The sequence below is a fragment of the Corynebacterium sp. CCM 9204 genome (genome assembly GCF_041357695.1).
Classification (GTDB): Bacteria; Actinomycetota; Actinomycetes; order Mycobacteriales; family Mycobacteriaceae; genus Corynebacterium.
On sequence record NZ_JAUERX010000006.1, the window covers coordinates 38181 to 56375 of the forward strand.

General features: G+C 61.9%; 15 protein-coding genes. 5 read left to right on the top strand and 10 right to left on the bottom strand.

Annotation, left to right across the window (positions count from 1 at the left end):
• Positions 1 to 521: 521 nt before the first annotated feature.
• The 4 genes from QWU43_RS10870 to QWU43_RS10885 all read right to left on the bottom strand — a co-directional run bounded on the left by QWU43_RS10870 (position 522) and on the right by QWU43_RS10885 (position 5172).
• Positions 522 to 1547, bottom strand: coding sequence for an alpha/beta hydrolase (locus QWU43_RS10870; RefSeq protein ID WP_370915415.1), 1026 nt, complete (start codon positions 1545 to 1547; stop codon positions 522 to 524).
• A 115-nt stretch (positions 1548 to 1662) separates the two neighbouring features.
• Entirely contained in the window at positions 1663 to 2643 is a 981-nt protein-coding gene (locus QWU43_RS10875; protein ID WP_370917858.1) for a decaprenyl-phosphate phosphoribosyltransferase, read from the bottom strand.
• A complete protein-coding gene (locus tag QWU43_RS10880; RefSeq protein WP_370915413.1) occupies positions 2640 to 3152 on the bottom strand; it encodes a phosphatase PAP2 family protein in 513 nt (170 codons plus the stop codon). Before QWU43_RS10880 ends, QWU43_RS10875 begins: the two co-directional genes overlap by 4 nt.
• The gene (locus tag QWU43_RS10885; protein WP_370917859.1) at positions 3145 to 5172 is read right to left on the bottom strand and encodes a glycosyltransferase; all 2028 of its coding nucleotides are present in this window, start codon (positions 5170 to 5172) and stop codon (positions 3145 to 3147) included. Before QWU43_RS10885 ends, QWU43_RS10880 begins: the two co-directional genes overlap by 8 nt.
• A 264-nt stretch (positions 5173 to 5436) precedes the next feature.
• Between QWU43_RS10885 and QWU43_RS10890 the strand changes: the two genes are divergently transcribed.
• Positions 5437 to 6843 carry a DUF5129 domain-containing protein gene (locus tag QWU43_RS10890; protein ID WP_370917860.1) on the top strand — a complete coding sequence of 469 codons (1407 nt, stop codon included), beginning with the start codon at positions 5437 to 5439 and terminating at the stop codon, positions 6841 to 6843.
• A gap of 1 nt (position 6844) precedes the next feature.
• On the opposite strand, the gene glf is transcribed toward QWU43_RS10890, so the two are convergent.
• Positions 6845 to 8041 carry a UDP-galactopyranose mutase gene (glf, locus tag QWU43_RS10895; RefSeq protein WP_370915410.1) on the bottom strand — a complete coding sequence of 399 codons (1197 nt, stop codon included), beginning with the start codon at positions 8039 to 8041 and terminating at the stop codon, positions 6845 to 6847.
• Between the two features lie 711 nt (positions 8042 to 8752).
• On the opposite strand from glf, the gene QWU43_RS10900 reads away from it, so the two are divergent.
• Positions 8753 to 10777: an N-acetylmuramoyl-L-alanine amidase gene (locus QWU43_RS10900; protein WP_370917861.1), complete on the top strand. Its 2025-nt coding sequence runs from the start codon at positions 8753 to 8755 to the stop codon at positions 10775 to 10777.
• 72 nt (positions 10778 to 10849) lie between these two features.
• Here QWU43_RS10900 and QWU43_RS10905 read toward each other — a convergent pair whose 3' ends face one another.
• The 4 genes from QWU43_RS10905 to serS all read right to left on the bottom strand — a co-directional run bounded on the left by QWU43_RS10905 (position 10850) and on the right by serS (position 14931).
• Positions 10850 to 11527: a TetR/AcrR family transcriptional regulator gene (locus QWU43_RS10905; protein WP_370917862.1), complete on the bottom strand. Its 678-nt coding sequence runs from the start codon at positions 11525 to 11527 to the stop codon at positions 10850 to 10852.
• Positions 11528 to 11798: 271 nt separating this feature from the next.
• Entirely contained in the window at positions 11799 to 12623 is an 825-nt protein-coding gene (locus QWU43_RS10910; RefSeq protein WP_370915407.1) for an HAD family hydrolase, read from the bottom strand.
• Positions 12620 to 13588, bottom strand: coding sequence for a lysophospholipid acyltransferase family protein (locus QWU43_RS10915; protein WP_370915406.1), 969 nt, complete (start codon positions 13586 to 13588; stop codon positions 12620 to 12622). Before QWU43_RS10915 ends, QWU43_RS10910 begins: the two co-directional genes overlap by 4 nt.
• A gap of 83 nt (positions 13589 to 13671) precedes the next feature.
• The gene (gene serS / locus QWU43_RS10920; protein WP_370915405.1) at positions 13672 to 14931 is read right to left on the bottom strand and encodes a serine--tRNA ligase; all 1260 of its coding nucleotides are present in this window, start codon (positions 14929 to 14931) and stop codon (positions 13672 to 13674) included.
• Positions 14932 to 15030: 99 nt separating this feature from the next.
• Here serS and QWU43_RS10925 point away from each other — a divergent pair, with 99 nt between their 5' ends.
• Genes QWU43_RS10925 through QWU43_RS10935 form a run of 3 tightly spaced genes read left to right on the top strand, consistent with a single transcriptional unit; the run spans position 15031 to position 17248 of the window.
• A complete protein-coding gene (locus QWU43_RS10925) occupies positions 15031 to 15798 on the top strand; it encodes a GntR family transcriptional regulator (RefSeq protein WP_370915404.1) in 768 nt (255 codons plus the stop codon).
• A 57-nt stretch (positions 15799 to 15855) separates the two neighbouring features.
• Positions 15856 to 16875, top strand: a complete 1020-nt coding sequence (locus tag QWU43_RS10930; protein ID WP_370917863.1) for a septum formation family protein — start codon at positions 15856 to 15858, stop codon at positions 16873 to 16875.
• A 28-nt stretch (positions 16876 to 16903) separates the two neighbouring features.
• Positions 16904 to 17248, top strand: a complete 345-nt coding sequence (locus tag QWU43_RS10935; protein ID WP_370915402.1) for a metallopeptidase family protein — start codon at positions 16904 to 16906, stop codon at positions 17246 to 17248.
• A 24-nt stretch (positions 17249 to 17272) separates the two neighbouring features.
• Here the strand turns inward: QWU43_RS10935 and pheA are convergent, their stop codons facing one another.
• Positions 17273 to 18127: a prephenate dehydratase gene (pheA, locus tag QWU43_RS10940; protein WP_370915401.1), complete on the bottom strand. Its 855-nt coding sequence runs from the start codon at positions 18125 to 18127 to the stop codon at positions 17273 to 17275.
• Positions 18128 to 18195 lie beyond the last annotated feature (68 nt).

Below are 18195 nucleotides of genomic sequence, written 5' to 3' on the forward strand. Positions count from 1 at the left end.
CGGTAGTTCCACTGGGAACCGATCTTTCATTCCTGACACCCATGCCTCATCTGACCCCAATTCCCCTTATGAGGTTCCCGGACAGCCCAGCCCCCTTCCTCATCCCCCGATTTACCGTCACCGACCGGACAACCTCACCAATATCAGATTCACTGCCGCATCGGGAGCAAAACCGCAGGAGACGATCGTGCACTCGGCGGAAAGTCCCCCAGTAATGAGGAAACCCACGCACCTCACAACCACCGAAAACAGGACTTTCATCACCATCTTCGGGGATACCCGCCCCCTAAAACCTCTCTAACACGAAGTAGAACATCATCCCCTCAACAGACCCAGCTACCGTGCCAGCCAAAGTCACACAACACGGCAGAAACCAGGAAATCCCGAACCTCCTCACCAGCAGAGCAAGGTACGAAGATCTCCGGGTACAGCGAAATCCCCGCAGGGAACTTTCTCAAGTCCGTACTGCGGGGATTCAGGTGGAGAATCCGGAGCCGCGAAAACCGCGGTGAACGGAAGCGCTACCAGGCGTTCATAACGTCAAGGACTCGCCCCTTGGTCTTGTGGAGCTGATCATTCCAGATTCCCCAGTTGTGGACGCCGGTCGGCGGGTAGTCCACCGCCGGGTTCAGACCGATGGCACGGGCCTTGAGTTCCCAGGCAACCGTGGTGTTCCGGGCAACCCACTCGAGACCCCAGCCGACGATCCTGTCCCAGAGCGGGATGTTCCAGTCATCTCCCGCCCACATTCCTGTGGACGCAGAAATGTAGATGTCCTTGCCCCGGAGCCCCTCCATGTTCCAGTAGGGGTCATTCTCGAAGCGGCGCGGACTGATCAACGCACCGTACATGGCATTGAGGTTGAGGCCACCGGTCTCTAGGAGCGCGATCCTCATGAGAGTCTGCATACCGGGTGCCGTGGTGGTGAGATATCCGGAGAAGCTCATCGCCTGCTGATACATCTCAGGATGCCGGGCCGCGAGGTTGAGTGCTGCGGTACCCCCCATCGAAAGACCTGCGATCGAATTACGGTGCGGATTGACCCCGAAGTGCTCCTGCAGATAGCCCGGAAGTTCGGCGGTGAGGAACGTCTCCCATTTGATCACGAGCGGGTCGGAGGACGAGAAGTTACCGGGTGCAACCCAGTCACTGTAAAAGGTTCCTGCTCCGCCGACAGGCATGATGAGGTTGATGTTGCTGTCCGCATAGGTAGCGGGGGCGTCAGCATACATGGTCCAGCCGGTCTGCTGCGTGTCTGCCCGCATACCGTCGAGAAGGTAGAAGCCCGCATCTCCACCACGCTGAGAGGGCTGGATGAGAACGGGGATCGTACGGTCCATGGCGGGCGACCACACGTCGCAGCGCTGCACTCCGTGGCCGGAAGCATCCCATTCGCAGGTACCGGTGGCGTCCGGCCGCAGCCAGTCACGGTTAGCGGCCTCAGCGGTTCCCACACCGACAACCATGAGAGTGGCTGTCGCGGCGGTGGCGGCCACCACAGATGTGACCTTCTTCCCTGCGATACGCAGGCGAGAGGCGATTGACATGGTTCTCCTTGCAGGACACTTTCCGGACCGGGGGCGCTGATAGCAGCAACCGATCCGTCTATCCCCGGCCTTGATCATTTCGTTACACGATCACCGTACACGGATCGCCATATTTTTACAGTGCAGGCACAACGTACACGGCGATCACGATGCAGACCACCCACAGCACGGCGAGGGTTTGGAGGGTCCGGTCGGACAGGGCGAGTTCATCAGGTGCCCCGCCATCGCCCCGGTCGATGTCAGCGGCATAACGGAGAATCGCGACTGTGAACGGGACCAAGGAGATTTGGTACCAGACCCCACCGGCCCCATCCATTGCACGGCTGACGTCGAAGCCCCAGAGCGCATAGCTCATGACAACAGCGGTGGCCGATAGAGTCCAGACGAATCGGAGGTACGTGTCGGTGTACCCCTCGAGGGACTTCCGGATCTTCGCGCCCGAGGACTCGACGAGAAGAATCTCCGCGTAGCGTTTTCCGGAGGCCATGAACAGCGACCCAAAGGCCGCGACAAGGAGGAACCACTGGGAAAGCGCAATACCCGTCGCTACTCCTCCTGCCATCGCACGAAGCATGAAACCGGAGGAAACCAGCGCAATATCAATGACGGGCTGGTGTTTCCACCCGAAGCAGTAACCGAGCTGGAGTGCAATGTAGACGGCTACAACGATCGCGAGGTTTACCCCTGCGGATGCAAACAGGGAGATCAGTACGGAAGCGAGCATCAGTCCGATAGCCATCACATAGGCAAGGTTCACGGGGAGTACACCTGCGGCGATCGGCCGGAACCGCTTGGTGGGGTGCGCTCGGTCCGCATCAACATCGCGGGCGTCGTTGACAAGGTAGATCGAGGACGCCGCGAGACAGAATACGAGGAACGCGATCACAATGTCGGCGATGGTTCGGCCGTTGAGAAGCGCGGCGGATCCAGCCGCGGCAGGTGCCGCGATGACGAGGACATTCTTCACCCACTGCTTGGGTCGGAGTGCCTTGATCATGGCATCGGGGAGATTCTTCGGGGGCTGGCGTCTCCCGTCGCCCTCAATCCCCCGGGTATGGGGCTCAGACCCGAGCAGCCCGTCATGCGGCTGACTCATACGTTCTTCCTTTCACGCTTGTCGACGACCCGACACACGGCATCGGCGGTCACGGCCCCCAGGGTGGCTCCCGCTACGACATCGGTTGGGTAATGCACTCCGAGCACCATACGCGACAGCATCATCACCGGCACTCCGACGAGCGGCCAGCGCGAACCGGTGGCTCGGTTCACCGCGATGAGGGCCGCAGTGGTGGATGTCGCGTGCGACGACGGGAAACTCAGCTTCGACGGCGTGGACACCCCGATCCGGATGCGTGAGTCGTGGGGACGTTTCCGGCGCACGACTCGTTTGATCACGATGGATGCCGCATGGCTCACGAATGCCGACCCGGTAACCGCCAGCCACGGACCACGTCGGTTTGCGTCGATGGCTGCTCCCACGGCACCGAGCGCAATCCACCCGGCGGCGTGTTCACCGAAAAGACTGAGTCCCCTGGCCACCGGCAGCGCAGCGGGGGCGTCGTAGAGCGTGTCCTGAATTCTCACCAATACATCGGATTCACGCATGAAAGACCTTTCCCCAGCTCTCGCGGCTGGTGAGCTCCTCGTGGGCGGCGCGGTAGGCGATGCGTAGATCATCGAAACGATCGAGGATCTCACGCTGCAACCGGTTGGATTCCGCGAGGAGTGTCTTCGCCTTCTCCCGGTCGCGCTGACGGTACACGACACCGCGCCCGTCGGCGGTGGTGACGGTAGCGCCGTCGACACGCGACAGGGAGAACCAACGAGCCTCGATCGGCGCGAAGTTTGCCTGCGGAACCTCATGGTGGGCAGGGTCGTGCGGACGCACGGAGTGCAGGAGTCCCTTGGCCAACCAGACGGCCTTCTTCACCGGGGCCAGGCGGCCACCGATGTCCTTGACAGGAACACCCGGCGCGCCCGACGGCTTCGGGAGTTCAGCGGCAGTCGGCAACACCACGGCATCCGGGTAGTCACGGCGCAGGCGGTTGATGCGCGGCAGCGACGTCTCGAGGATGTCGAAGAGGTGACCCGGTCCCGCGAGGAAGTCCTTCATCGCCTCATTCTGGATCGCGACAGTCGAGTACTCGAGGCACAACAGATGTTTCAGTGTCGCTTTCTTCATACTGCGCACGATTCCTTCCGGACCACCATCATGATCCATCGCAGCGACGATCAAGCGGTTCCTGAGATGGAAGTATGCCTGCCAGTCGATGGCGTCATCCTTGTCGGACCAGGCCATGTGCCAGATCGCCACACCCGGCCACGTGGCCGTCGGGAATCCCGCCTTCCCTGCACGCAAACCGTACTCCGCATCATCCCACTTGATGAACAGCGGTAGCGGCTGCCCGACCTGCTCCGCGACAATTCGCGGGATGAGACACATCCACCAGCCGTTGTAGTCGACGTCGATACGACGGTGCAGATCCCGTGAGTTCCGATCCTTCGGGCCGTCTCCGGGTCTGCCCTGGTAAGACAGGGGATAGCGGGAAAAGTCATGGTCGTACGCGACATGAGGCGCTGACGTCCACATAAAGATCGACCGGTCGATGACCTCACCCATCGAGTGCAGATGGCTTCGCTCCTGCAGGTTCAGCATCTGCCCACCGACAAGCATCGGACTCTTCGCGTACCGCGCCACCTGGAGGGCACGAAGCACCGAATCCGGCTCAATCGCGATGTCATCATCCATATAGAGGATATACGGCGACTTCTTCGCGCCTGCTTCCCCTGCACCGTCGACGCCGCCGAGGGCCTCGAACATGATGCGCGAGTAACCACCTGACCCCCCCAGGTTTCCCTGGCGGAACTCGAAGAACCGGTCCCCGAAGTGCTCCGTCACCGCGGCATAGCCCGGTTCGTCGGCCGGATGGCGGGACCCCTGGTCCGGCATGATCACGGTGTCGATCACCGCGTCAACCTGCGGGTCGCTGGCGAGTGCCTCGAGCGCGGCGACCGCATCCGCGGGGCGGTTGAACGTGGGGATGCCCACCGTCACCCGCGGCTCGAACGGCCCGACAGTCGTGCCATCGGGCATGGTCTGCGGCGCGGGTGCGCACGGTGCGAACCAGCCGGCCTGCGTAATCATCGCATCCGTTTCCGCGGTCACGTCGAACCACAACCAACCCCCATCCTCGAACGGATCCAGCGACAACTCAAACTCAGCCGCACCGTCCGCAACGAGCCTGCCGGCAACCGCAATCCGAGAACCATCGATCTTCGAACGGTAGACGTCGACACGCGCTTCACCGGTGACCTCGACACGGAGAACAACCTTCGACAACTGCGACCACCGCCGCCAGTAGGACGCCGGGAAAGCATTGAAGTAGGTCTGGAAACTCACTTCCTGACCTGCACGGACACTGAAGCTAGTCCGGTCTGGCCACGTCACCCGCTGTGTGTTCGTCTCAGCCTCAAGAAGATAGAGCGTGCGGACGTCGTGCGGCTCCCCCCTCCTCGGCAGCAGAACACGCTGCAACTGCTCCACCGCCCTGGAATCATCTGGCACCCGCGGTGCCGACGCAACGGCAGGTGTTTCCCGGGAATCGGGGGCGGAAGATTCGCTCATGACGTTTCAACGTCCTTTCGGCCTTCGGTCAGTACCAGTCTCAATCTAATCATTAGCGCGATGGTGCTGCGTTACCCACGCGGTGAGCACAGCAAGCGGAGCCGGTAATCCGGAAAGACCAGAGGAACCGGGCTGGTGAATAAGCTCGTTTTCACGGACCACAACGCCACCTGGAGGAAAAACCCCAGGAGCGCACCCGCACGCAGGCACACAACCAGCCGACAACGAGGAAACACCGTTTCTAGGCGCCACTAGACTGGCGATATGAACCGTGCGGAACCCTCATCCCGAATAATCCTGCAGGTAGCTGCTCTGGTGGCCTTCCTCATGGTGCTGCTTCTGCCGATTCCGGTAGCTGGAGCACAGGCTCCACCAACGGAACGTTCCGTTGCGATCCCCCTGCGTGGAGGCGTGCTCACAGATGACGACGTCGCACTATTAGCGGGGGAAACCCAGAACCTGGCCCTCCCGGTCAACGTCAAGCGGGTCGTGTACCTGGTGTTCGAGTCGAATGAGTCCAACCTGAACGATTCACTCCGCTACTACGCGGAGCGCGACGACCGATCGCTGCTGTCTGGGGCGGAGGACAAGTTCGCCCCAGGTTCGCTGATTGTGGCGGTGGGTATGGATCCCCGCCGCGTCGGGGTGGCCTGCGGCGACGACGTGTGCAACGCGATCAACTTCTACGGCGCGGGCCGCATGGACGGGATCCTCGACGAGATGCGGGTGCCGTTGCGACAGTCGGGCGACCCGAACATCGCGGCGGCACTGCTGGCCGGTGCCCGGGCGGCCGGGGACACGACGGTTGTGTCCGCGGGCGGGGATGCCAGCCCGTCGCACTGGTGGATCCTGGGTGGGATCGGCGGCATCGGTGCCGTGGTTGGGATCGGCAGCGCGGCCTGGGTTCGGTGTCATCGTCGACGTCGGATGCGGGAACGCTATGACTACGTGGTGGACAACTACGCGCGGGTAGCGGCGCACCTGGATTCGATCAATGTGCAGGCTCACTCGTTGTCGTCCCCGCTTGCCGACGACGCAGTGCGCCGCGACTGGGAGGATGTGCGTTCCAGGTTTCTGTCTATCGACGATACGGTGCAGAGCCTGAGTGGTATCGGCAACGAGGTCGAGGACAGGGAACTGGCCAAACATCGGAAGGCGATCAACGAGGCCTACGAAACGGTGCAGCAGATGGAGAACGCGGAGGACAACATCGATGAGTTCTTCCGGGTGGAACACGGCGATGGCACCGTCCGTCGCCGGCGCCTGACGGAGATGCACGAGGATCTGACAGAGGCCCGGACGACGGTGTCCGATGATGGTCTGCGCGAGGATCTGAAGAAGATCGATGAGCGGGTCCTGGCGCTTCGGGACACACCGGATGCCCCGGTGTTCATGGAGACCTACGCGCAGATCATCACCGACTACCGGATCGTCATCGAGGCCGTGCGGCGGCGCGAGTTCGACGACGTGGAGCCGGATGACGACACCACGGCACCACGGATCTGGGATGATTCATGGCGCCCCGGCTACGGGTACACCGGGTTCGTGCCATTTATGACGGTGAACTCATGGCATGAGTCGGCGATGAGCTCTTCCACGGGTTCCTCGGGCACCACCACCGGGTACTCCTCGGGCGGATTCTCCGGTGGGGCAGCCTCGGGAGGCTGGTGAGCTATTCTCCCTCGAACAACGGGGTGAGCTTGTTGTCGAAGAGGTTCATGGCGCTCGCGATGGCCATATGCATGTCGAGGTACTGGTATGTACCCAGACGCCCACCGAAGAACACCCGGTTCTCCGAGGTCTCCTCTTCCGCACGTTTCCGGTAGGCGAGCAGCATCTCCCGATCATTCGGTGTGTTGATCGGATAATAGGGTTCATCCGTGTCCTCGGCGAAGCGGCTGTACTCCTTCATGATGACGGTCTTGTCATTCGGGTAGCTGTCGCGCTCAGGGTGGAAGTGCCGGAACTCATGGATGCGGGTGTAGGGGACATCGGCATCGTTGTAGTTCATCACCGGTGTGCCCTGGAAATCGCCGGTGTCGAGCACCTCGGTTTCGAAGTCGAGGGTGCGCCAACCGAGTTTGCCCTCGGAGTAGTCGAAATAGCGGTCCAGCGGACCGGTGTAGACGACCGGCGCATCGGGGCTTTCACCGCGGACATCGTCGCGGACCTCGAACCAGTCGGTGTCGAGCCGGACGTCGATGAGTTCGTGGTCTGCCATCCGCGCGAGCCAGGCAGCGTATCCATCCTTCGGTAGGCCTTCGTATGTGTCATTGAAGTAACGGTTGTCGAAGGTGTACCGCACCGGCAGTCGGGTGATATTGCCGGCTGGTAGTTCTGTGGGGTCGGTCTGCCACTGCTTCGCGGTGTAGTCGCGGATGAACGCCTCGTAGAGCGGACGCCCGATGAGAGAGATCGCCTTCTCCTCAAGGTTTGAGGCCTCCTCGGGGTTGATTTCGCTGGCTTGCTCCGCGATCAGCGCACGTGCCTCGTCCGGGCTGTAATAGCGTCCGAAGAACTGCGCGATCAGGCCCAGGCCCATAGGGAACTGATACGCCTGGCCGTCGTGCATGGCGAAGACCCGGTGCTGGTAGCCGGTGAATTCGGTGAACTGGTTGACATAGTCCCAGACCCGCTTGTTCGAGGTGTGGAACAGGTGTGCGCCGTACTTATGGATCTCGATACCCGTGGTCGGCTCAGCTTCCGAATACGCGTTACCACCCAGATGGCTGCGCCGCTCAACGATGAGTACGCGCTTCCCCAGTTGACTGGCCGCCCGTTCGGCAACAGTCAGTCCGAAGAGGCCGGAACCGACGACGATGAGGTCGTACCGGGTGTTCATGGCGGGGCTGGTCGAGGGATTTGTCATGGGATCCAGAATAATGCCCCGGACAGCGGCACGGGCTGTGGGCGCGCCGCACCCCGGAGCGGGGTTGCGAGTGCAGGCTCCCGGCACCGCCTGTCCACCCCGGAGATAACGATATCTGACGTCGAGGCGTCGTGGGGATCATTCTGCAGAGTCGGGGGCCGGTGAGCAGCCGGGTTCCCGTCGGACAAGCGTAGGGAAGGTGAACTCGAAAACGGTCCCATGGTGGTACGGAACGTAGTGCTTCCTCGGAAGGGTGAATCATGTTTTCGCCTGGCTTCTCCGGGGCCGACGATGGCGGATCCTACGATCGCAGTGCGTGCGGCAGCACACCAGATCTATGCGCTTCCGTGACGGTGGCGTTGAAAGTTGAAAGGTGTCGAGGCTCGGGTGTCCCAAGTCCACCCACGCCGTGGCACGGGGTGTTCTCCAGGTTCGGACCGCTCCAGTTGTTCCGGGACCGTGTGTAGGTTCTCCACGGTTCTCCGCGCGACACGCCGCCAACCCCCACCTGTCACACGATCAACACTGTTACCATAGGCCACAAACCTAGTCTGCTGTTCCTTTTGCCCCACTGATCCCACATATCCCGCAGAATCGGTGAGGTTCGGGGATCGGCAACAGCATCTTTCGACACTTGAGCATGTTCCGGTACCCCGCAGGTTCTGCGAGGTACCGGAACAGCCCACCTGTCCCACCGAGGAGAACCAGAACGTGAAGCAGCGACGCCGCATCACCACGCAGTCCAGACGCCCAGCCCTCGCGGTGGTTCTTTCCGCCGCTTTGATCACCACCGTGATGGTCGGTGTGGGTAACCAGCCGATTCTCCGGACCGACACCGTCGGTGGAGATCCGGTCACCGCCGCCGTAACCACCGAAAATTTCGCCACGGGCGAGAACGTGGTCGTTTCTGATGCCGCGGTGATCAGCCAGGGATCGGAGACGACCGGCCCCAAAACGGTGAAGGAGTTCACCCGGGACGAGGAATTCTCCATGTTCGCCCTGACATGGCATGGGGAGAAGGACATCGCTGCTTTCTTCCGTGCGAAACGCGCGGACGGATCGTGGAGCCCCTGGTACGACGCGGAGCCTGCAGGTGATGTTCAGAATCCCGCGGGAAAGAACGGCACTGAGCTGATCTATATTGAGCCGACGCATACGGTTCAGGTGTCGACGGCGAATGTGGATGTCCTACCGGGAGATCCCGACAACGGTGCCGGGGTCGCGGCCACAGAGGCCTCCGATGATGAGCTTGTCGACACCCCGACGGTTCCGGCCGAGCAGCCTGCGGCATTTGCGGGGGTACCGCCGGTTGAAGGAATCCCGGTGAGCGAGGTCAACCACACGACCACTGTCGATGTCGGTGAGATCGCACCTGTTGCAGAGGTCATCGACGCCAACGCCATCGAGGCTGTTTTCGTTGACGGCAAGGCGTCTGCTGTGCCGTCGGTGGATCTGGTGAATGCCGAAGAGGATGCCCGCGGCATGCCGAAAATCATCTCCCGGAAGGGATGGGGTGCCGATGAGTCGAAGCGCTGTGGAAACGTCACCTACGACGATAAGGTCAGTGGGCTGACCATTCACCATACGGCCGGGTCCAACCAGTATGATCGCGCCCAGGCTGCGGGCATCGTTCGCGGTATCTACCAGTACCATGCACAGACGTTGGGCTGGTGCGACATCGGGTATCAGTCGTTGGTGGACAAGTTCGGTCAAATCTACGAGGGCCGTTACGGCGGAATGAATCGGGCGGTGCAGGGCGCGCACGCCGGTGGTTTCAACGAGAACACGTGGGCCATCTCGATGATCGGCAACTACCAGGATGTCACCCCGAATCCGACAATGCTGGCGGCCGTCGGTGAGCTCGCCGGGTGGCGTGCGAAGGTCGCCGGCATTGATCCCCTGGGCTATGACACCCACTATTCCGAGGGGTCGTCATACACGCAGTACCCTAAGGGCACACCGGTCAGGTTGCCGAACATCTTCGCGCACCGGGACGTCGATCTTACGGAATGCCCCGGTGATGCGGGGTACGCCCAGATGGGAACCATCCGGGCACTGGCCAACACGAAGTACCGCGCGTTGCTGCAGGGTGACACCACGAATGTCGATGAGTCCCTGTCCGATGATGAGAAAACCGAGGCTCCAGCCCCGACACCTCAGCCGATTCCTGAACCTGCCCCTGCCCCTGACTATCTCACCAGCAGTGGAGGGAAGCTCAATTCAATCCTCGGCGTCGCCGGTTCTCTCCTGGCGATCACGGTCGCATTCCTCGTTTCCAGGGAAGACGGACAACAACGCATCTCACAGATTGGTAAAACCCCAGTCATCGCGGGCCTGAAACTCTCAGATGTTCCGGCCCTGGTTGAAAAGGCGGTGTCGTTCAGCAGTGACCCGAAAGTGAAGCGAACCTGGGATCGGGTCTCCGCTGTGGCCGGACCCGTTCTCGGTTCTCCGCGTGGAGGTACGCAGGTGGCGACACCGGTGGGAGCCCGAAACTCCCGGATCGAGGTCACGCCGTTTGATGGGGGCTTGATCGTGTCATCACCTGAAAGCGGTACCCACGCCATCTGGGGCGCCATCGGTGATGCGTGGGCGGCACAGGGCTTTGATGCAGGTCCGCTGGGTATGCCCGTGAACGAGGAATTTCGGGACGGCAATCTGATCCGTACCGATTTCCAGGGCGGATGGATCACGTTCGATCCGGAGACTGGGACGGTGGACATCCACGAGTCCTAGTTGGAGAAAGTGGAGGGGCGGCCGATGAACCCGGCCGCCCCTCCACGCGTCTCGTGAACCTTCCGGTCAGGTTCAGGTATGGACGCGTTCGCCGAGCATCTCCACGGCGACAGTGCGAAGAAGCTCATCGACCGAGTAGGTACGGGCGCTTTCCTCCAGCAGTTCCGCGGCACGATCGATGTCCCAGGGGAGCGTCTCGAAGAGGCTCTCACTACGATAGGGGGACTGTCCGGTTTCGGTGGCGTTTCTGTCGACCTGACGTGCGATGACCTCTCCGACGATGATCCGGCGGAGAGCCTGGACGCTACGGACGATGTTCGGACCGGGAACCCCCGACCTGTGGGCGGTCATCGCGAAATCACGGTAGAGCGATCCGAATACGATGGCGGTATCTTCCCCGGAGACGATCACTTCCTTGGCGAAGGGAAACTTCTCCAGGTGGTCGATGATCTCCATGCAGATCGCGACGATCCGGTCCACCGGATCAGACGGTAGCTCTGCGGGACTACCGGCTTTGAGTGTGTGAAGAAACGCTTCTGCGATGAGACTGTTTTTGGAATCGAAATGGTGGTACAAAGCCATCGCCGTGACACCGATTTCCTCGGCAACCCCCCTCATCGAAAAGCCTGCGGCACCCTTGGTCATGATGTGATCCGCGGCAATCTCGATGACCCGCTCGCGAGATACCGTCAGCGGGCGACCACGTCGACCCCCCTCAGCCTTCTTCTTTTCTTCTCTGATATCTTTCACCGTTCCCCGTTTTCCGGCGGTCACGGGCCCCCTCCGGGCATTATGACCACGCAGTTATCTTTGTGCAGATGGGAAACCGCCAACCGGTGGAGGACCGGCTGCGGTTGACTTCCTCGGATCGATGACCCGGACTTATCGTCCGCAAAGCATCAGTGGTAGCACCGTCCTGCCAGTTCTACTATCTCTGCTGCCCACATTTCGTTTCATAGCTACAGTGCTACTATACAACGCTGCCGAACAATATTCGCCACAGAGTGATAGTGGGATCGGATCAGTACCAGCGTTCGAGTACAGCGGCCAGCCCATCCTCATTATTGGTGAGAGTCGTCAGATCGGCGGCTGCCTTCACCTCAGGGGCCGCGTTTCCCATGGCTACGCCAGTTCCGGCCCAACGGAGCATCTCGATGTCGTTGGGCATGTCGCCGAAACAAATTACCCTTTCAGAGGGGGTTCCGAGGATTCGGGCGATACCACGGAGACCAGTTGCCTTGGTGATGCCAGGAGCCGCGAACTCGAGCAGCCCATCACTGAACGAGTAGGTGAGGTGTGCCAGTTCGGGTGAGATCTCTGGAGCGAGCCGCCGGTACATGTCCGCACTGTCGAGTTCCTCGTTGCGGAGGAGGAGCTTGATGGCGGGTTCTGCGAGGAGTTCATCTTCAGAGGCTTCACCGAAATTGATCGTCGGCCAGGCGTGCGCCCAGTCCGGGGCGATGATGAATAGTTCGGGTTGCGGGTCGAAGGCGCTGGTTCCGGCGCGTTCGACGGCAATGCCCACGCCTCCGTCACCGGCGAAGATATCCCGTGCGGTGTCAACGATGGTTCGCAGTTGCCGGGGATAGAGTGGATGAGTCTCGACGATCTGGTCAACCGCACTGTCGTAGAGAACGGCCCCGTTGGCGCAGACAGCCATCGGCCGGACCGGAAGCTGTTCAAGCACGGGAAGAAGCCAGCGCGGTGGACGTCCGGTTGCGAGCACCAGAGCACCACCGGCATTGATGAATCTGCGGAGACAATCACGGGTACGTGGGCTGATACGTTCCGTACCCGTGATCAGCGTGCCGTCGATATCGCTTCCGACAAGCAGGGGACGACTCACCGCAGCTCCCGGAGGAAATCACGTAATCGGTCGAGGACACGACAGATCCGGGCGGGAAGTGCACGGCCGCGTTCGGTGATCCGCTCAAGGGCGAAGTCCGCGCGGCGGTCCGCGCGGGCAGCGGCCCGGGCGGCCTTCCTGTCTGCGCGAGCCTGTTTCTTTTCCGCGGTGATCACCGCCGCTTCCTCGAGGGTGGGGGCGCTGCCTCCGAGAGATGCGGGCATCCATGGCGCCCCCTCGAAGGCGCCATATTCTGCGGCGTAGTCCGCACGGACGCCGTCGAGGAGGCCAGCGACAGCATCACGGAGTCTCTCGGTGACCTCAACGGGATCACCGTTCGCCGAGATCGGCTCACCGATCCGGATCCAGACTGGAATGTGCTTGCGTCCGAGGTTGCGGGGGACGCCTTTACTGATGATCCGTTGGGATCCCCACATCGCGACCGGGATGAGGGGCACCCCGGCGGCATCGGCGATCCGGGCGGCACCGGTCTTGAATCTGTCCATCTCAAAACTGCGGGAGATGGTGCCCTCGGGGAAGATTCCGACGAGCTGGCCGCCACGGAGCCTGTTCACCGCCTCGTCAAGAGCACCGCGGCCCGCGGACCGGTCAACCCGGATGTGATGCATGCGGTTCATGAACCACCCGACGACGGGGACATCGTAAATCTCGCGTTTCGCCATAAAACGGACGAGCCTGCGTCCGCGGAAATACCCGGCCACCCCACCGAAGATGAAATCATAGTAACCAGTGTGGTTGTAGGCGAGCAGAGCACCACCTTCAAGTGGGACATTCTCCACGCCCTCAATGGTGATGGTGATGTCCTGCACTCTCATCAGTGAGCGGACGAGAGCGACGATACGGGAGTAGAACGGCTCGTTCGCCTCGGTCGGATGGTCGGGCACCCGGATGAGGTCCGCAGGGTAGCGGAAGATTCCCTCCCGGATGAAGTCACGCTGCGTCATGGGAATCCTGTCTGTGTCGGCCTGCTTTTATCGACACCCGCCCCTTCCGCAGGTGGGGTGCCTATTCCTTGGAGGCGGGGCGTCTATTTCACTGGTTCAAGGATCTCACGCCCGACGAAGGGCCGCAGCGCCTCGGGAATCCGGACGGAACCGTCCGCCTGCTGATTGTTCTCGAGGATCGCGACAAGCCACCGCGTCGTAGCCAGCGTTCCATTCAGAGTGGCACAGGGTTGGGTACGTCCCTCATCATCCCGGTAGCGGACCTTGAGGCGACGGGCCTGGAATGTCGTGCAATTCGAGGTTGAGGTTAACTCGCGGTAGGTGCCCTGGGTTGGAACCCACGCCTCGGTGTCAAATTTCCGGGCTGCGGAACTACCGAGGTCACCGCCCGCGACATCAATGATGCGGTAGGGAACCTCGACGGCGGCGAGCATGTCGCGTTCCATCTGGAGGAGTGCCTGGTGTTCGGAAACAGCGTCCTCGGGCTTGCACCAACTGAACATCTCGACTTTGTCGAACTGGTGGACACGCAGGATACCTCGGGTGTCCTTGCCGTAGGATCCGGCCTCACGGCGGAAACAGGAAGACCAACCGGCATAGCGCAGTGGGCCGTCGGAGAGGTCGATGATCTCGCCGGAGTGGTATCCGGCGAGTGCCACTTCGCTGGTGCCCACGAGATAGAGATCATCCTCTTCAAGGTGGTAGATCTCGTCAGCGTGACTGTCCAGAAAACCAGTACCCTGCATGGTTTCGGGACGGACGAGCACCGGTGGAACCATGAGGGTGAAGCCGGCGGCGGTGGCACGCTGCGCGGCGAGGGTCAGCATACCGAGCTGTAGAAGAGCCCCGAATCCGGTCAGGAAGTAGAAACGGGACCCGGAGACCTTGGTGCCCCGCTCGACATCGAGAATCCCGAGCGACTCACCAAGTTCCAGGTGATCCTTGGGTTCGAAATCGAAGCTGGGGGGCTCACCGACGTGCTCGAGGACGATGAAATCATCTTCACCTCCCGCAGGCGCGCCTTCCACGATGTTCCCGATACTCAGTTGAAGCCGCTCCACCTCCTCTGCAGCCCGCTTCTGAGTGGCCTCCGCTTCCTTGACCTTGGCCTTCAACTCGTTGGAACCGGCGAGCAGGGCGGGGCGGTCCTCAGGTGCGGCCTGGCCGATCTTCTTTCCGAAGGCCTTCTGCTCGGAGCGAAGGCTGTCCGCGGCGACGATCGCCTCTCTGCGGGTGGCGTCAGCGGCGATCAACCGATCGACGAGGCCTGGGTCCTCGCCGCGGGTGCGCTGTGAGGCACGGACCACGTCGGGGTTGTCACGGAGGAATTTGAGATCAATCACGGTTGCCAGCCTACCGAACCCGGCGGTCCCCGGTCCCGGGTGGTGCTGATCCTAAAAAGGACCATCATCCGGTTATTACCAGCGAAGTATACTGTTCACATGGTGTCCTCCCCGAAGTTTCCGGTTCTACCGGCCCGCCACCTCACTGATGGGCCGAAACCGAAGCACGCACAACTCAGGGAAATTCTCGAGGAAATCTGCACCACCAGACTCGCCCCCGGCGACATGCTGCCCGGGGAGCGGGTGCTCGAGGAGACTTTCGGGGTGTCCCGCATCACCGTACGGCGTGCCATCGGGGATCTTGTCGCATCCGGCAGACTGAAGCGCGCCCGGGGGAAAGGCACCTTCGTCGCCCCCACCCCACTCATCTCCCGATTACACCTGGCTTCCTTCTCCTCCGAGATGAGCGCACAGGGGCTACAGGCCACGTCCACGATCCTCCTCGCCGAGCGGGAGACCGCACCACGACAGGTGGAAACCTTCTTCGGCGTGGCTGAACGGCCCCACATCCATCTGCGACGTGTCCGACTGGGCGACGGCCGCCCCTACTCAATCGACGACGGTTGGTACAACAGTCTCCACGCCCCCGACCTGCTGGACAACGACATCCACCACTCCGTCTACGGCATCCTCGACAAGGTCTACGGCATGCCCGTCACCGGGGCCGAGCAGACCGCCACCGCCGTGAACGCGGACGATGAGACAGCCCTCGCCCTCGATGTGGAACCTGGAACGGCGTTACTGATGATCGTCCGGCGATCGTTCTCCCGGGAACACCCCGTGGAATGGTGCGCATCCCTCTACCGAACGGATCGCTACGCACTAAAAACGCGTGTGGAACGCGCTACAGAAACAGGCAGAGAGTGACCCAAGCCGTGGAGGGAGCGTGCACCTGTCCCATGTACCCGGCATGATGGAGGAATCATGAAAGCAACCAGATCGTGGCGTTCAGCCACCGCGGTACAGGCCGGGCTGATCGCGATGCTCGTCGCAGCCGTCGGCGTCGGCTCCTACAACCACGTCGCCGCGGAGACCTCCGCAGACGATGGTGTCGACACCGGAGCCAGGACCACCATGGCATCGACAGGCGCCGCAGTAACCTCCACCAGCGCACCGTCTACCGCTCCTTTCACCACCGCTGACGTCGGCGACTGCCTCACCTGGGATGTCGCACCCGACGGCACGGTATCTAACTTCGAGAAAACCGACTGCGCCACCGATCACCGCTTCGAGGTCTCCGCACGCGAAGATCTCGCCACCTACCCCTCGAGTGAGTTCGGCTCCTCCGCCCCCGCACCCAACCTCACCCGGCAGGCGCAACTGCGCGAAGAGCTCTGCAAGACCCCCACCATCGATTACCTGGGAGGGCGTTACACGCCACGCGGCCGTTACTCCATTGCGCCCATTCTCCCTCCGGCGAGCGCATGGGAGGCCGGCGACCGCACTATGCTCTGCGGAGTCCAGGTCACCGATGACACCGGCCAGACGTTGACCACTCGCGGACGCGCCGCGGAGCAGGACCAGTCCAGGATCTTCCAGCCCGGTGAATGCGTCACCATCGATGCCGCCGGAGCACCCCGTGCCGTGGACTGCGCCGAGCCGCACCAGCTCGAAATCACCGCAGTAATCGACCTCAAGCCCGTCTTCCCCGAGGGCACCCCCACCGTCGAGGAACAGGACGCCTTCCTCAAGGGCGCATGCACCCAGGCCGCCACCACCCACCTCGGTGGCGATGACCCCTTCTATTACTCCACCCTCGAATCGTTCTGGACCGCCATCGACGCCAACGCCTGGACTGGAGGCGCCAATACCGTCAACTGCGCACTGTTCAAGGCGAACGGAGAGGGGCGCTTCGCCACTCTCGAGGGCGCAGCCACGGGGCCGTTCCTCATCGATGGCGCGCCCCCGGCACCCCAACCCGAACGCGATCCCCTACGCCAGTAGCTCACGCTCCACGACAACAAGGACGCCAGTGATCAACATCTCCGACGAACGTTTCAACGAACTCGTGGACATGGGCTTCGCTCAGATTCCCGATAAATTCCTCGACAACCTCAGAAACGTGGCCATCCTGATCGAGGACTACAACCCTGACTCGCCCTGCATCCTCGGGCTCTATCACGGGGTCCCGCTACCGGAACGCCTCGCCAACCACACCGGGCTACCGTCCTCGATCACCATCTACAAGGAGGCCATGCTCGATTACTGCACCAGCGAAGAGGAGCTGATCGAACAGGTCCGCATCACCGTCGGACATGAGATCGGCCACCACTTCGGCCTCGACGACGACGAACTGCATGAGCTGGGTTGGGGGTAACCGCAACCCAGCTCAACCCCTCATCTAGCTCTGCCCGTCCGTCACTGGCCAGGACCCGAGATATGTCATTTCTTCCGCGAGTTCGTTCAGGTCATGGAGCGCATCCCTGGTCTCAGCCTCGTCTATGTGACCCGCGATATCGATGTGGAAACGATATGTTCCCAGGCATGTCCGCGTCGGGCGGGACTCGATCCTGGTCAAATCGATACCGCGATCCGCGAAAATGGTCAGCGCAGAGACCAGAGTTCCCGGCCGGTTGGGCAGTGTGAACACGACGGCGGTCCTGTCGTTTCCGGTCCGCACGGGTGGCACTTGCACAGACCCCACGACCACAAAGCGGGTCCGGGCCCCTGGAACATCGATCACGTCATCGGCAATACGCTCCAGATTGAAAACATCCGCGGCCCGTCTGGGGGCAACCGCCGCATCAACCCGCCCCTCCGCAACCGCTTTCGCGGCGGCGGCGTTGGACGAGGCGGCAATGAACTCCGCACCTGGGAATGAACGGTCGGTCCACTGACGGACCTGCTGCCGCGCGACAGGGTGTGTCGAGAAGCTCCGGACAGTACCCGCGGATGCCCCGGGCCGCACCATCACGGAAAAACTGATCTCGATCTCCGTTTCCGCGAGAATACGCACGCCCTCGCCGTCCGCAAGAGCATCGAAGGTATGCGTCACCGGCCCGTCGACGGAATTCTCGATGGCGACACACGCGTACTGCGCAGCACCCGCGCGCACGGCCGCGAGAGCTTCATGGGGGCTTGCGACCGCGAGCTTTCCGATGTCTCCCGGGCCGAAGCTGCCACGCTCATGGAAGGAGATCAGGGCAGCTTCCGTGAAGGTACCCTCGGGCCCCAGATAAGCGACGACATTCTTCATGTTCATGAAGTGTAGTCCGCTCCGACCCCCCATCCCCGCAGCGGGTAATCTGCTGACCATGTCCGTTG